Annotated in this window: 13 protein-coding genes; 10 read left to right on the forward strand and 3 right to left on the reverse strand. The window is 63.8% G+C overall.

The window, feature by feature from the left end:
* Nucleotides 1-81 precede the first annotated feature (81 nt).
* The 8 genes from CTR55_RS19895 to cyoE all read left to right on the forward strand — a co-directional run bounded on the left by CTR55_RS19895 (nucleotide 82) and on the right by cyoE (nucleotide 11,039).
* A complete protein-coding gene (locus tag CTR55_RS19895) occupies nucleotides 82-2,271 on the forward strand; it encodes a type I secretion system permease/ATPase (protein WP_296288671.1) in 2,190 nt (729 codons plus the stop codon).
* A 7-nt stretch (nucleotides 2,272-2,278) separates the two neighbouring features.
* Complete coding sequence (locus tag CTR55_RS19900) at nucleotides 2,279-3,583, forward strand: HlyD family type I secretion periplasmic adaptor subunit (RefSeq protein WP_363711365.1); 1,305 nt, start codon at nucleotides 2,279-2,281, stop codon at nucleotides 3,581-3,583.
* A gap of 5 nt (nucleotides 3,584-3,588) precedes the next feature.
* Nucleotides 3,589-5,229, forward strand: coding sequence for a TolC family protein (locus CTR55_RS19905; protein WP_296288673.1), 1,641 nt, complete (start codon nucleotides 3,589-3,591; stop codon nucleotides 5,227-5,229).
* Between the two features lie 925 nt (nucleotides 5,230-6,154).
* Nucleotides 6,155-7,147, forward strand: coding sequence for a ubiquinol oxidase subunit II (gene cyoA / locus CTR55_RS19910; RefSeq protein ID WP_296288674.1), 993 nt, complete (start codon nucleotides 6,155-6,157; stop codon nucleotides 7,145-7,147).
* Between the two features lie 6 nt (nucleotides 7,148-7,153).
* Nucleotides 7,154-9,133 carry a cytochrome o ubiquinol oxidase subunit I gene (gene cyoB, locus CTR55_RS19915; RefSeq protein WP_296288676.1) on the forward strand — a complete coding sequence of 660 codons (1,980 nt, stop codon included), beginning with the start codon at nucleotides 7,154-7,156 and terminating at the stop codon, nucleotides 9,131-9,133.
* A gap of 3 nt (nucleotides 9,134-9,136) precedes the next feature.
* Nucleotides 9,137-9,778, forward strand: coding sequence for a cytochrome o ubiquinol oxidase subunit III (cyoC, locus tag CTR55_RS19920; RefSeq protein ID WP_296288677.1), 642 nt, complete (start codon nucleotides 9,137-9,139; stop codon nucleotides 9,776-9,778).
* Nucleotides 9,778-10,140 (forward strand): cytochrome o ubiquinol oxidase subunit IV, encoded by a 363-nt coding sequence (cyoD, locus tag CTR55_RS19925; RefSeq protein WP_296288678.1) that lies wholly within the window; start codon nucleotides 9,778-9,780, stop codon nucleotides 10,138-10,140. Before cyoC ends, cyoD begins: the two co-directional genes overlap by 1 nt.
* An 11-nt stretch (nucleotides 10,141-10,151) precedes the next feature.
* Nucleotides 10,152-11,039, forward strand: coding sequence for a heme o synthase (cyoE, locus tag CTR55_RS19930; protein WP_296288679.1), 888 nt, complete (start codon nucleotides 10,152-10,154; stop codon nucleotides 11,037-11,039).
* Between the two features lie 219 nt (nucleotides 11,040-11,258).
* On the opposite strand, the gene CTR55_RS19935 is transcribed toward cyoE, so the two are convergent.
* The 3 genes from CTR55_RS19935 to CTR55_RS19945 all read right to left on the reverse strand — a co-directional run bounded on the left by CTR55_RS19935 (nucleotide 11,259) and on the right by CTR55_RS19945 (nucleotide 13,505).
* On the reverse strand, nucleotides 11,259-12,557 hold the full coding sequence (locus CTR55_RS19935) for an NAD(P)/FAD-dependent oxidoreductase (RefSeq protein WP_296288680.1): 1,299 nt from the start codon (nucleotides 12,555-12,557) through the stop codon (nucleotides 11,259-11,261).
* Between the two features lie 53 nt (nucleotides 12,558-12,610).
* A complete protein-coding gene (locus CTR55_RS19940) occupies nucleotides 12,611-12,781 on the reverse strand; it encodes a DUF3094 family protein (RefSeq protein WP_296288681.1) in 171 nt (56 codons plus the stop codon).
* 94 nt (nucleotides 12,782-12,875) lie between these two features.
* Complete coding sequence (locus CTR55_RS19945) at nucleotides 12,876-13,505, reverse strand: DUF1780 domain-containing protein (protein WP_296288682.1); 630 nt, start codon at nucleotides 13,503-13,505, stop codon at nucleotides 12,876-12,878.
* Between the two features lie 121 nt (nucleotides 13,506-13,626).
* Between CTR55_RS19945 and CTR55_RS19950 the strand changes: the two genes are divergently transcribed.
* Both CTR55_RS19950 and CTR55_RS19955 read left to right on the forward strand, forming a co-directional pair.
* A complete protein-coding gene (locus CTR55_RS19950; RefSeq protein WP_296288724.1) occupies nucleotides 13,627-14,061 on the forward strand; it encodes an FAD/FMN-containing dehydrogenase in 435 nt (144 codons plus the stop codon).
* The gene (locus CTR55_RS19955) at nucleotides 14,058-14,747 is read left to right on the forward strand and encodes an energy-coupling factor ABC transporter permease (protein WP_296288683.1); all 690 of its coding nucleotides are present in this window, start codon (nucleotides 14,058-14,060) and stop codon (nucleotides 14,745-14,747) included. The genes CTR55_RS19950 and CTR55_RS19955 overlap by 4 nt, the downstream gene beginning before the upstream one ends.
* Nucleotides 14,748-14,800 lie beyond the last annotated feature (53 nt).

Consider the following 14,800-nt stretch of genomic DNA (forward strand, 5'->3'; position numbering starts at 1 on the left):
CAATCAGGCTTTTCTGATGCCGCGCGGAATGGCGCATTTCTAACATGCGCACAGCTTCTCCCTCCCCATGAAGGTGTGCTCATGAAACCCTCTTCCGCGCCCGCGACTCCTGAAGTCGATCTGGGCGTTTCTTCCCAAAGTGACAGCCTGCTGGCAGGGGTGCGCTGGCTATGCGCCCACTTCGAGCGGCCAGCGACACTCGAGTCGCTCTATGCCGGCCTGCCGCGCGACCAGAAGCTGCGTCCCAGCCTGGTAACCCGCATGCTCGAACAGGCCGGCATCGGCGCTGGTTGGGTCAAGCGTCGTCCCGCCGAGTTGTCGTCCTACCTGTTCCCGCTGATGCTGCTGTTCCGCAATGGCGAGGCGCGCATCCTGGTGGCCCGCCGTGGCGAGGAGTTCGAGCTGGTGGTGCCCGAAGCTGGCGGCGGCACTATCACCATGAGCGCGGCGGAGCTGCAGGAGAACTACCTGGGCTATGCGCTGCTGGCTCGCCCGAAGGCGACTCCCGATGCACGCACCGAGATCCCCAGGGACGAAGGCAAGGGCCACTGGCTGTTCTCCACCCTCTGGAACTATCGCCGCTTCTACTACAGCGCGGCGCTGTCGACCTTCCTGATCAACATCCTGGCGCTGGCGAGCACCTTCTTCATCATGAACGTGTACGACCGGGTCGTACCGAACCAGGCCTACGTCACCCTGTGGTCGCTGGCGGCCGGGGTGGTGCTGGCGATCGGTTTCGAGTTCACCTCGCGACAGGTCCGCGCCTATCTGCTCGACAACGCCGGCAAGAAGGCCGACCTGATCCTGGGGGCGAAGCTGTTCCGCCAGTTGATGGAGGTCCGGCTGGAGCACAAGCCGGCGTCGGCGGGCTCGTTCGCCAACCAGTTCCGCGAGTTCGAGTCGGTGCGTGACTTCATCACTTCGGCCTCGCTGGCGACGCTGGCGGACTTGCCGTTCTGCCTGCTGTTCGTCTTCGTGCTGTTCGTGATCGGTGGATCGCTCGCGCTGGTTCCGTTGGGGGCGATGATCGTCCTGCTGGGGCTGTGCGCTTACATCCAGTGGCCGCTGTCGAAACTCATGAAGGAGAACCTTCGCGAAGCGTCGCAGAAGCACGGCCTGCTGATCGAAGCCATCGAAGGCGTCGAAACGCTGAAGGCAGTCCGCGCCGAAGGCAGCATGCTGCGTCGCTGGGAAGACTTCAGCGCGCAACTGGCTGCCTCCGGGATCAAGACCAAGTCGCTGTCGAACATGGCCGCCAACTCGGTCTCGCTGATCACCCAGCTGACCACGGTGATCACCGTGCTCTGGGGCGTGTACCGGATCGGCGATGGCGACCTGACCCAGGGCGCGCTGGTCGGCATGGTGCTGCTCAGCGGCCGGGCACTGGCACCCCTGGCCAGCTCGGTCGGCCTGGCGGTTCGCTACCAGCAGGCGAAGACGGCCCTGCACTCGCTGAACCAACTGATGGAAATCCCCACGGTGCGCGACAACAGCCGCCGTTACCTGGATGCCCCGAAGAACGCGACGCTGTCGCTGCGCAAGCTGAAGTTCTCCTACCCGGCGCCGCCGATGCAGCCGCGCCCCACGGTGCTGAACAACATCACCCTGAACATCAAGCACGGCGAGCGCGTGGCCATTGTCGGCAGCATCGGCAGCGGCAAGTCGACCCTGCTGCGCGTCATGGCCCGCCTGTACCAGCCGGTGGAAGGCCAGTTGCTGATCAATGGCATCGACGCCGAGCAGATCGACCCGGCGGACTGGAGCTCCACGGTGGGCTTCGTTGGCCAGGACGCCCGGCTGTTCTTCGGCTCGCTGCGCGAGAACCTGATGATCGGCAACCCGTCGGCGACCAGTGAGGAATTGCTGCATGTGGTGCGCCTGACCGGCCTGGATGCGGTCGTCGCCGGCCATCCGCTGGGCTTCGACCGCCCGGTAGGTGAGATGGGCCAGGCGCTGTCCGGTGGGCAGCGTCAGCTGGTCGCCCTGGCCCGCACGCTGTTGCTGCATCCCCAGGTACTGCTGCTGGACGAGCCCACCAGCGGGATGGACATGCAGACCGAGCGCCAGTTCCTGCAGCGCCTGGAGTCCGCCACCCAGGGCCGGACGGTCGTGGTGGTGACCCACCGTTTCTCGGTGCTTGAGCAGATCGACCGCCTGATCGTCGTGGACGCCGGGCAGATCGTTGCCGACGGTCCGAAGGACGAAGTGCTGCGAGCCCTTCAGGCCAACAACTCCCCCGCGCCGAGCAAGGCGCCGGCCACTACCCGGTGAGCAGATCATGACTGATACCCCCAACCCGCAGGCGACGGTTCCCGCCGTCGTCGAGCCCTCGAAGGCGCTGGCGACCAATGTCACGCCCTACGCGAAGGAAGTGGCGCGCCTGCGCGACAACGACATCGCTTATGTCTCGGACCTGCAGGCTGCGCTGATCGCCCAGAAGACCACGGCGAGCACAGTGGTGCTGCTGCTGATCGCAGCGGTGTTCGCCGGCCTCATCGTCTGGGCCTACTTCGCCCGAGTGGAAGAGATCACCAAGGGCGAAGGCAAGGTGATCCCCTCCAGCCGCGAACAGGTTATCCAGAGTCTGGAAGGCGGCATTCTCGAGCAGATGAACGTCAAGGAAGGCGATGTGGTGGAGGCCGGCCAGGTCCTGCTGAAGATCGACCCGACCCGCGCCGGCGCCAGTTACCGCGAAGCGCAGTCCAAGGCTCTGGCGCTCAAGGGACAACTGGTGCGCCTGCGTTCGGAGGCTTATGGCAAGCCGCTGGTGTTCCCGGACGACGTGAAGGCTGTGCCGTCGATCGTCGAGGCCGAGACCGAGGCCTACAACGCTCGCAAGCATGCGCTGGACGAAGGCATCAGTGGATTGCAGAAGAGCCTGTCGCTGGCCCAGGGTGAGCTGACCGTATCCGAGCGCCTGGCCAAGCAGGGCCTGATCTCGGATGTCGAGATCCTGCGCATGCGTCGCCAGGCCAACGAATTCAACCTGCAGATCAGCGAGCGCCGCAACAAGTACCGCGCCGACGCCAACGCCGAACTGACCCGCGTCGAGAGTGAACTGGCGCAGTCGCTGGAAAACGCTGCCGGCCGCGAAGACGTGATGAAGCGCACGACGATCACCGCGCCGCTCAAGGGCATCGTGAAGAACGTGCGAGTCAACACCATCGGCGGGGTGATCCAGCAGGGGCAGGACATCATGGAGATCGTCCCGCTGGAAGATCAGCTGCTGGTGGAGGCGAAGATCCGCCCGGCCGACGTGGCCTTCCTGCGCCCCGGCCTGCCCGCCACGGTGAAGATTTCCGCTTATGACTTCGCCATCTATGGCGGCCTGAAAGGCAAGGTCGAGCTCATCAGCCCCGACACCATCAAGGACGACGAGATGGCCCGTGCCGGCCGTCCGGACACCTCGTTCTACCGCGTACTGGTCCGCACCGACGAAGCCGAGCTGACCAAGGGCGACAAGCACTTTCCGATCATTCCCGGCATGACCGCCACGGCGGAGATCCGTACCGGGGAAAAAACCATCCTGGATTACTTACTCAAGCCCGCGCTGAAAGCGCGTGAGGCCTTCCGCGAGAGATAATTGAAATGAAAAACTGCAAATCTTCCTCATCCAAGCTTCACCACAAACGTTGGCGCTTCTGCCACTCGGCCCTGGTGCTGGCAATGGCCTCCCTGGGCTCCCTGGCCGAAGCCGATGACCTGGGCGGCGCGCTGAGCTTTTACTCCAAGCCCAAGCAGGCCTCTGCCGCATCGCTGACCGGTGGGGCGCTGCAAGGCGAGCTGGTAGCTTCGACTTCTGCCCCGGCAGCCTCCTCGGCGCCGGTAGCCAAAGCGGCTCCGGTGGCCCAGGCGCAGCCGGCAGCGACCCTGCAGGCCGCACCGAGTTCGGTGGCTGCCATGGTCAATGCCACTCCCGCGACTCAGGCACAGCCGGCCAAGCCTGCGCCCAAGCTGGACCTGAGCCTGCCGACAGAGCTGACGGCCGGGGCTTCGGCTTCGAGCCTGGGGACGTCGGAGTCCTCGCTGGCCTATATCCGCGAGCTGGTGAACACCGCGCTGCGCATCAGCCCGGAAATGAAGCAGGCCGATGCCGGCTGGCAGGCTGCCAAGGGTGACGTGGACCAGGCCAAGGGGGCTCGCTGGCCGCAGGTACAGATCAGTGCCAGCTCCAAGACGCTGCAAAGTGGCAAGAGTGACTACGGTAACGACGGTACCACCACAGTGCAGATGACCACGCCGGTGTATGACTTCGGCGCGATCAGCCACACCATCGACAGCCGCAGCAAAACCGCGAATGCCCAGGAAGAGGCCAAGGGCCAGACCGAAGTAACGGTCGCCTACAACACCGCCTCGGGCGTGGTGGAGCTGGCTCACCAGCAGGAAGCGCTGGATATCAGCGACCGCTATGTGGCGCGCATGCGCGAACTGGTGAACATGCTCGGGCAGATCGCCGAGGTCGACCCCGGTCGCCGCAGCGAAGTGGTACAGGCCCGTGCGCGACTGCTGCAGGCGGAAACCGCTCGCGACCTGGTGCAGTCCAAACTGCAGGAGCAGAAGACGACCCTGGCGAAGCTGGTCGGGGAGGATGTGACCGTCCCGGCCAATGCGAAGTGGGACTGGGCGCCCATCCCGCTGGACCAGGCGCTGCAACTCATGGGCGATCAGCCCGCTCTGCGCCAGGCACGCTGGGAGAAAGAGGCGGCGTTGGCCAGTGCCGAGTCGGTGAAGTCCTCGCGCATGCCGAAGCTGAACTGGGTCGTCGGCCGCAGTACCGGCAACAATATGCTCGATAACAAGGAGCCCTGGTCGACTGGCCTGGCGGTGGAGTGGACCGCATTCTCCGGCGGTTCGGCGTCGGCGGCGCAACGTGCGGCCTATGCGCGGGCTGACGCGGCGGAGCAGAAGATGGAAGCGACTCGCCGCGAGTCGGAGTACCGCATCCGCAACCTGGCGGAGCAGCGCGATCTGTCGGCGTCCCGTGTGGGCGACTACAAGGAACTGCTGGCGGAGTCCGACCGGGTACGCAAGATGTTCTATGACCAGTGGTACCACCTGGGCAAGCGTACCCTGCTGGACGTGCTGATCGCCGAGAACGACTACTACTCGCAGCAGATGGCAGCGGCCGATACCTACTACAGCGCCAAGGCTTCCGACCTGCGCATCCGCGCGGAAACCAGCGGCCTGCTGTCCTGGCTGGCACCGGGCAGCGACGCGGCTATCCGCTGATCACCCGCGGTCAACTTAGCGACCGCCCCATCGGGTTCATCCCTATCCTCCCGGCATGCCGCTTCGGTGGTCATGAAGGCTTCACTCGTCCTTTCATCGAGGCGAGCATGCCGAGGAGTGTCCCCCGATCGCCTTGCGCGATCGTCACAATTTGAATGACTTTGCCCCTTGCTAAAGTCGCTGTGCGTCGATGTGTCGCAGGGTGCGCGGGGTGTTTTCACGCCTTTCAGAGCGGTTCTTGATTGCCGTCATGGCAAGGTCTTTGCCGAAAGCGTTGTCGCTTCCCCCGGCATTCCACATGGTCCGCTGAAAGCCCCGTCATTCATGGTTCTGACACATTCCGCTGGCACGCACGTGCAAGCCCTGGCAGGCGCGGAATATCCCTGCAAATTCCCTGTGAATTGATCGTTTTGTAAACGATTCAGGCGCGGACTATCTCTCTGACTGAGAAAATATCTTGTTAAAAATGGGCGGAATGGGCCTTGAAAGGGGTTTCTGAAATGCTTTGTAATACCCGCCGTCCATTTCCTACCCCCAAATCGCTGAGTCGCACTGACGTAGATCAAGGCCAGTGCTCACCCTCCGGTGCAGCGGCATAACAATAGGGGGCTGCCATCGGTGGGCTCCTGTCATACGACGAGTCGGGCAATCCGCTCGTGCATCCGGTGTGCGACGCGCGCGTTCTCACGAACCGCCAGTCCAGACGCCACACGCTGAATAACACGGAACGAATCAGCTGACGAAATCGGTTTCGCATCGCGAAGACCGGGCGACCTCCCTTTGCCTGGAATCCGTGCGGCCGCGTTCGTGAATCCATGACAGCCCTGGCAGGCGGCTTGGAAAAGTCGCGGGTAACGAGTCGTCGAGCCGTGCATGGCGAGGACTCGTGGGCGGTGAAGCGATTTTCATCCACTAAGGCCGCAAGATGAAAAAAGAGCAGTACACAGGAATTTTGAAGAGACTCGCGTGGCTGCCGATGCTGATGCTCGGTGGTTGCAACATGGTGCTGTTCGACCCGAAAGGGCAGGTCGGCGCCGACGAGAAGTCCCTGATCATCACGGCAACCCTGCTGATGCTGATCGTGGTGGTGCCGGTCATCCTGATGACCCTCGGGTTCGCCTGGAAATACCGGGCTTCGAACACCAAGGCCACCTACCTGCCGGACTGGTCTCACTCGACCAAGATCGAGCTGGTGGTCTGGCTGGTTCCCTGCCTGATCATCGCCGTGCTCGGCTGGATCACCTGGGAGAGCACCCACAAGCTGGACCCGTACCGTCCGCTGGACTCCGAGGTCAAGCCGGTGACCATCCAGGCCATCTCGCTGGACTGGAAGTGGCTGTTCATCTACCCGGAACAGGGTATCGCCACCGTCAACGAAATCGCCTTCCCGAAAGACACCCCGGTGAACTTCCAGATCACCTCGGATTCGGTGATGAACTCGTTCTTCATCCCGCAGCTGGGTAGCCAGATCTACTCCATGGCCGGAATGATGACCAAGCTGCACCTGATCGCCAACGAAGAAGGCGTGTTCGACGGTATCTCCGCGAACTACAGCGGCGGCGGTTTCTCGGGCATGAAGTTCAAGGCCATCTCCACCTCCGAGCAGGGCTTCCAGGATTGGGTCGCGAAGGTCAAGGCCTCGCCGCAGACCCTGAACCTGGATCAGTACCCGGAGCTGGTGAAACCGACCGAGAACGTCCCGGCGACCTACTTCGCCACCGTCAGCCCCGAGCTGTTCTCCCACGTGCTGAACAAGTGGGAACACGCCGGCCACGCGATGGCGAAAGCCCACGAAGCCAAAGAACAGGCTGAGAAGGGCGAGCACGGCGAAGCGCATGACGAGGCCGCCATGGCGGGCCACGACATGAGCAACATGCAAGGCATGCCTGGCATGCAAATGAATCCGAGCCAGGAGTAAGCGCAGATGTTCGGGAAACTGACACTGTCGGCCGTGCCGTATCACGAGCCGATCATCGTCATCACGCTGGCCATCGTCGCCCTGTTGGGCCTCGGTGTGTTCGGCGCGATCACCTACTACCGCAAGTGGACCTACCTGTGGACCGAGTGGCTGACGTCCATCGACCACAAGAAAATCGGCGTGATGTACATCATCGTCGCCCTGGTCATGCTGCTGCGCGGCTTCGCCGACGCCATCATGATGCGCGGCCAGCTCGCGCTGGCTGAAGGCGCCAACCACGGCTACCTGCCGCCGGAACACTACGACCAGATCTTCACTGCTCACGGCGTGATCATGATCATCTTCATGGCCATGCCCTTCATGACCGGCCTGATGAACCTGGCCGTGCCGCTGCAGATCGGCGCGCGCGACGTGGCGTTCCCCTTCCTGAACTCCCTGAGCTTCTGGCTGCTGGTCGTCAGCGCCATGCTGGTGAACGTCTCGCTGGGCCTGGGTGAATTCGCCCGTACCGGTTGGGTCGCCTACCCGCCGCTGTCCGAGCTGGCCTACAGCCCGGGCGTGGGTGTGGACTACTACATCTGGGCGCTACAGATATCGGGTATGGGTACCTTGCTCACGGGTATCAACTTCCTGGTGACCGTGTTCAAGATGCGTACCCCCGGCATGAAGCTGATGCAGATGCCGATCTTCACCTGGACCTGCACCTTCGCCAACATCCTGATCGTTGCGTCGTTCCCGATCCTGACCGCGGCCCTGGGCCTGCTGTCGCTGGACCGCTACTTCGACATGCACTTCTTCACCAACGAGCTGGGCGGCAACGCCATGATGTACATCAACCTCTTCTGGGCCTGGGGCCATCCTGAGGTGTACATCCTGATCCTGCCGGCTTTCGGTATCTTCTCCGAAGTCACCGCGACCTTCGCCGGCAAGCGCATGTTCGGCTACACCTCGATGGTGTGGGCGAGCGCCGCGATCACCTTCCTCGGCTTCACCGTGTGGCTGCACCACTTCTTCACCATGGGCTCGGGCGGCGACGTCAACGGCTTCTTCGGCGTGGCGACCATGCTGATCTCCATCCCCACCGGGGTGAAGCTGTTCAACTGGCTGTTCACCATCTACCGTGGCCGCCTGCGCTTCGATACCCCGATCCTGTGGACCCTGGGCTTCATCATCACCTTCACCATCGGTGGCATGACCGGCGTTCTGCTGGCCATTCCGGGTGCTGACTACCTGCTGCACAACAGCCTGTTCCTGATCGCCCACTTCCACAACACCATCATCGGTGGCGCGGTGTTCGGCTACCTGGCCGGCTTCGTCTTCTGGTTCCCGAAAGCCTTCGGCTTCAAGCTGGACGAGAAGTGGGGCAAGCGTTCCTTCTGGTGCTGGCTGGTCGGCTTCTACATGGCCTTCATGCCGCTGTACGTCCTCGGCTTCATGGGCATGACCCGTCGCCTGAACCACTATGAAAACCCGATGTGGCAGCCGTACATGGTGGTGGCTTTCTGCGGCGCCGTGCTGATCTTCTTCGGTATCGCCTGCCAGCTGATCCAGCTGTTCGTCTCGATCAAGAACCGCGAGAAGCTGGCCGACCTGACCGGCGACCCGTGGGGCGGCCGTACCCTGGAGTGGTCCACTTCCTCGCCGCCGCCGTACTACAACTTCGCCGAACTGCCGAAGGTCAACGACATCGACGCGTTCCACGACATGAAGCAGACCGGTACCGCGTACCGCAAGCTGCCGGCCTACGCGCCGATCCACATGCCGAAGAACACCGCCGCTGGCTTCTCCATCGCCGTGTTCGCCTTCCTCTTCGGCTTCGCCGCCATCTGGCACATCTGGTGGCTGGTGGGCGTTGGCTTCGTCGGCATGATCGCTTCGGTCATCGTGCGCAGCTACGTCACCGACCTGGACTACTACGTCCAGCCGGATGAGATCGAGCGCATCGAAAACGCCAACTTCCAGAAACTCGCCACTGCGCAGGTATAAACCATGTCGACGGCAGTACTGAACCAACACGTGGTCGATGCGCACCAAGCGGCGCAGGACCACGCTCACCATGACGAGCACGCCCACGACAGCGGCGGCATGACGGTCTTCGGCTTCTGGCTGTACCTGATGACCGACTGCATCCTGTTCGCCAGCGTCTTCGCCACCTACGCCGTGCTGGTCAACCACACCGCCGGTGGCCCGAGCGGCAAGGACATCTTCGAGCTGCCCTACGTGGCGATCGAAACCGCGATCCTGCTGATCTCCTCCTGCACCTACGGCCTGGCCATGCTGGCCGCGCACAAGGGGGCCAAGGGCAAGGCCATCGCCTGGCTGGGCGTGACCTTCCTCTGCGGCGCCGCGTTCATCGGCATGGAGATCAACGAGTTCCATCACCTGATCGTCGAAGGCTTCGGCCCGAGCCGCAGCGCCTTCCTGTCGTCCTTCTTCACCCTGGTCGGCATGCACGGTCTGCACGTATCGGCTGGCCTGCTGTGGATGCTGGTGCTGATGGCTCAGATCGGCACCCGTGGCCTGACCGCGCAGAACAACACCCGCATGATGTGCCTGAGCCTGTTCTGGCACTTCCTGGACATCGTCTGGATCTGCGTCTTCACCGTCGTCTACCTGATGGGGGCTCTGTAATGACCGCTGCTGCACATCATCACGACTCCCACGGTGCCGGCCACGACGGCCACGGCGCCGGTCACGGCAGCCTGGGCTCGTACGCCATCGGCTTCGTGCTCTCGGTGATCCTCACCGCGATCCCGTTCTACATGGTCATCGACGGCGGCTTCTCGCGTCACGCCACCCTGCTGACCATGGTGATCCTGGGCCTGGTACAGGTCGTCGTGCACCTGATCTGCTTCCTGCACATGAACTTCTCCTCGGAAGGTCGCTGGAACGTCATGGCATTCATCTTCACCGCCATCATCATCCTGCTGGTGGTCGGTCTGTCGCTGTGGATCATCTACACCGCAGACACCCTGATGATGCCGATGCCCTGAGGGCCGATGCCGTGAAACTCAAGCGTTATCTGCTGGTCGCCAAGCCAGGCATCATCTTCGGCAACCTGATCGCGGTGGCGGGGGGATACTTCCTCGCCGCTCGCGGCAGCGTTGACCCGATGCTGCTGCTGGCCACCGTGATCGGCCTGTCCCTGGTCGTTGCCAGTGGTTGTGTGTTCAACAACTGCATCGACCGCGACATCGATCGCTTCATGGAGCGTACCCGTAGCCGTGTCACCGTGACCGGGCAGATCTCGCTGCGGGCCGCCCTGGCCCACGGCGTGGTCCTGGGCGTGGCGGGCTTCGGCCTGCTGATGTGGAAGACCAACGTGCAGGCGACTTTGCTCGCCGCCTTCGGCTTCTTCGTCTACGTCGTGCTCTACAGCCTCTGGCTCAAGCGCAGCTCGGTCTACGGCACGCTGGTCGGCAGTCTCTCCGGAGCCATGCCGCCGGTGGTGGGCTACTGCGCCGCCAGCGGTCACTTCGACATGGGCGCGGCGGTGCTGCTGCTGATCTTCTGCCTCTGGCAGATGCCGCACAGCTACGCCATCGCGATCTTCCGCCTCAACGACTACCGCGCCGCCGGGATTCCCGTGCTGCCGGTGGAGCGGGGCATCGAAGCGACCAAGAAGCAGATCCTCTACTACGTGTTGGCCTTTGGTCTTGCGACCCTGCTGCTGACCGTGACCGGCTTTGCCGGCTACGGTTACCTGGTGGTGGCGCTGGCCGTCAGTGCCTGGTGGCTGTTCATCGCGGTGAAAGGCTTCAGTGCCGAAGATGATCGCCGCTGGGCCCGCCAGTTGTTCGCCTTCTCCATCATCGCGATCAGCGTGCTGAGCCTGATGATGTCCATCGACTTCCAGGCCCTCCCGGCCCAGTCGATGCTGGCGGTGCTGTAAGGCTGCTCGGCTGCAACGAAACAGCCGCCCTTCGGGGCGGCTTTTTTGTGCCTAGTACTGCCTGGCGATGCAGCTGTAGGTAGGAGCGAGCTTGCTCGCGAACGGAGCTTTCCGGCTGCTCCGGTGCCAGGGCGGTTCGCGAGCAAGCTCGCTCCTACAGGTGAGGCGTGGTGCTTGCCTCGGGCGTAGGAGCAGACTCCGTCCGCGCTCGCTATCCGATCAATGCAGCTTCAAGCGTGGCTCCGTGCTGCGCCCGATGCGGTCCGAGATCATCAGCAATGCGGTGCGGAACGGCCCGTAGAGCGCCATCTGGTGCATGCGGTACAGCGACACGTAGAACATCCGCGCCAGCCAGCCTTCCAGCTTCACGCTGCCCATCAGGTTACCCATCAGGTTGCCCACCGCGCTGAAGCGCGACAGCGAGATCAGCGAGCCGTAGTCGGTGTAGCGGTACTCCGGCAGCGGCTTGCCATCCAGGCGCGCAACGATGGCCTTGGCCAGCAACGAAGCCTGCTGGTGGGCGGCCTGGGCGCGCGGCGGCACGTTGCGTTCGCTGCCATCGCCCATCGGGCAGGCGGCGCAGTCGCCGAAGGCGAAGACGTTGTCATCGCGGGTGGTCTGCAGGGTCGAGCGAACCACCAACTGGTTGATGCGGTTGCTCTCCAGCCCATCCATGTCCTTGAGCAGGCTCGGCGCGCGGATGCCCGCCGCCCAGACCTTCAGGCTCGCCGGAATGAACTCGCCCACCGCCGTGCGCAGGCCTTCGGCGGTCACTTCCTGCACCGCCGAGCCGGTGAGCACGCGCACGCCGAGTTTTTCCAGGGTCTGGTGTACCGGGCGGCTGATGCGTTCGGGCAGCGCCGGCAGCACGCGCGGGCCGGCCTCGATCAGGGTGATGCGCATGTTCTGCGGCTGGATGCCGGTCAGGCCATAGGCCGCCAGCTCCTGCGCGGCATGGTGCAATTCGGCGGACAGCTCGACCCCGGTGGCGCCGGCGCCGACGATGGCGACGCTGATCTGGTCGTCCTTGTCCTGCCCGGCGTGGGCACGCAGGTAGTGGGTCAGCAACTGCTTGTGGAAGCGCTCGGCCTGCTCGCGGGTGTCCAGGAAGATGCAGTGATCCGCAGCGCCCTGGGTGCCGAAATCATTGGTGGTGCTGCCGATGGCCAGGACCAGGGTGTCGTAGTCCAGCCCGCGCGCCGGCACCAGCTCCTCGCCCTGCTCATCGAGCGTGGCGGCGAGCTGGATGCGCTTGTTCGCGCGGTCCAGGCCGGAAAGGCGGCCGAGCTGAAACTCGAAGTGGTTCCATTTCGCCTGGGCGACGTAGTTCAGCTCATCCTCGGAGGAGTTGAGCGAGCCGGCGGCGACTTCGTGCAGCAGGGGTTTCCAGATGTGGGTGAGGTTGGCGTCGACGAGCGTGATGCGCGCACGATCCTTTTTACCCAGGGTGCGGCCGAGACGGGTCGCGAGCTCTAGCCCGCCGGCGCCGCCGCCGACGATCACGATACGATGGGACATGATGCATTCTCATAGCTTAAGGAATCCTGTATCGGCCCGTGGCGGCACGGCGCTCACGCAAGGTAGGCCAGGAGGCGGCTCAGCAAACCCAGGGCGATGACCACCGCGAGCAATCCGCCCATCATCAGCCAGGGCTTGAACGGCGCGCGCCGGACCTGGTGGACGGGGGAGCTGAGGTACTGATCGACCTTCTGCTGGTCTTCGGGGCTCAAGCGACTGGGCATGGGCGGCCTCCGTTTATAATGTCGAGCATTCTAGTAGGGCTTGGGCGGCCTCTCAATGCACCGCCGTTCAATGCAGCATTGCAGCGGCGCCTATTTACAGGCCGACGCCCATGTCGAACAGCACGGTGCGGCCGAGGTTGCCGCGCAGGAAGTCCGGCGCATCGCTGTGGGCGAACAGCACGCGGGCGTAGGTCGGCCCGACCACCGACAGCGAGCGCCAACCCTGGCGCAGGTACTCGGTGGGCGGCGGGAAAGGGGTGTTGAAGTCCGGCGTCTCGCGCTTGAGGCTGACGAAGGCGAGCAGGTCCAGTTCGCGCGGGTCGATGCCGCGTTCGGTGTAGTTGTGCGCCTTCTTGCGTAGCGTCGGTGCCAGGCGCGCCTGCAACTCTGCACAGGGAATTCGCCGCGGCCGCTGCTCGCGACGGATCAGCTGGTTGAGGCTCTGGGCCATGCGCCGACGCAGCAGTTCCTCTTTCCATTCTTCATTGAGCCGACGGCCCTGGTCGAGGACGAAGAACACCTCGAAGGTGGCGTCTCGAAACAGCACATCCGGTGGCTGCCCCGTCGGTGCAACGAAGTCTTCCTGGCGGTACGGCACCTTCAGCGCCTGCAGCAGGCGCTGGCAGGCCCAGCATTCCCGCTCCCATTTACGGGCGTTGGAGAGGAAGTCGTTGGCTTGTTCCGCCTGGCGCGTCAGCAGGCGCAGATAGTCGGACTCGTTCATGCCTCAAGCATAGTTGCTGGCTCGAGCAGGCGGGCACCGATGGCGGTGTAGACTGTTGCCAATCTTTGGGTGTGGTGGGCAAGGGGGAAGCGTGAGACGACTGTTGGGCGGGTTGCTACTGATGGTGCTGGCGAGTGTGGCGGTGGCGCAGGAATCGCCGGCTACCGGTTGGACGCTGCTGGACCAGTTCGACAAACCCTACACCGCCACGGCCAACCTGAAGGTGTTACTGGTCGCCCACGACATGGCAGGCTCGAAGCTGGTCAAGGCCGCCCTGGCAGATCGGCCTGAAGGTTATCTCGAAGCCCGTAACGCTGCCTTCGTCGCGGACGTCAGCCGCATGCCCGCTGCGATTTCGAAGATGTTCGCCATCCCCGCCATGCGCGACTACTCCTACCGCGTGCTGCTCGACCGCGAGCCGCGCGTGGCCAATCGCTTCCCGGCCCAGGCCGATGCGGTGACCTGGCTGCAACTGGAGCAGGGCAAGGTCGTCGCTACCCGTCAGTTCGACTCGGCCGACGCCCTGCGCCAAGCGTTGGAGCGGGGCGCACCGTGATCGCCGCGCAGCTATTGTCCGCAGAAACCCTGGAGATCGGCTGGGCCATCTACCTGCCCATCGTCGCCTGGGCCATCTGGCGCGCGCCCTGGCTGGAGCTGGTCAGCGACTTCCGCCGTCAGCACCTGGTGTTCGGCACCATGCTCGGGCTGTTCCTGCTCTGGCTGGTGCGCCGGGATTTCGCTTCCGGGGTGTCGTTCCACTTCATCGGCATGACCGCCGTGACCCTGCTGCTGGACTGGCCGCTGGCGATCATCGTCGGCCTCGTCGCGCAGCTCGGCCTGTGCGCCATCGGCCGCCAGGATTGGGCGGCCATTGGCGTCAACGGCATTTTGCTGATCCTGATCCCGGTGTTGATCACCGAGCTGGCGGCGATCTTCGTCGAGCGCCGGCAGCCACGGAACCTGTTCGTCTACATCTTCTGCTCGGGCTTCTTCCCGGCGGCATTGGCGGCGGTCTGCAGCCTGCTGCTGGGTCTCGGGCTGCTGTGGATGGACGGGCTGTTCCCTATGCCACCGTGGATCGAGGACTTCATCGGCTACCTCTGGCTGGTCATGTTCCCCGAGGCCTTCATCAACGGCACCATCGTCACCGGGTTGGTGGTCTTCCACCCGGACTGGCTGGAAACCTTCAACCGCACGCGCTACCTGCAGGCGCCCTGGAAGGATGACGATGAGTCGCGCTGATGTTCGGCCATCTGCTAGGCCCATGGCTCCCGTGGCTTGACTCAGGTCAGTTC

The sequence above is a fragment of the Pseudomonas sp. genome (assembly GCF_002796985.1).
Lineage (GTDB): Bacteria > Pseudomonadota > Gammaproteobacteria > Pseudomonadales > Pseudomonadaceae > Pseudomonas.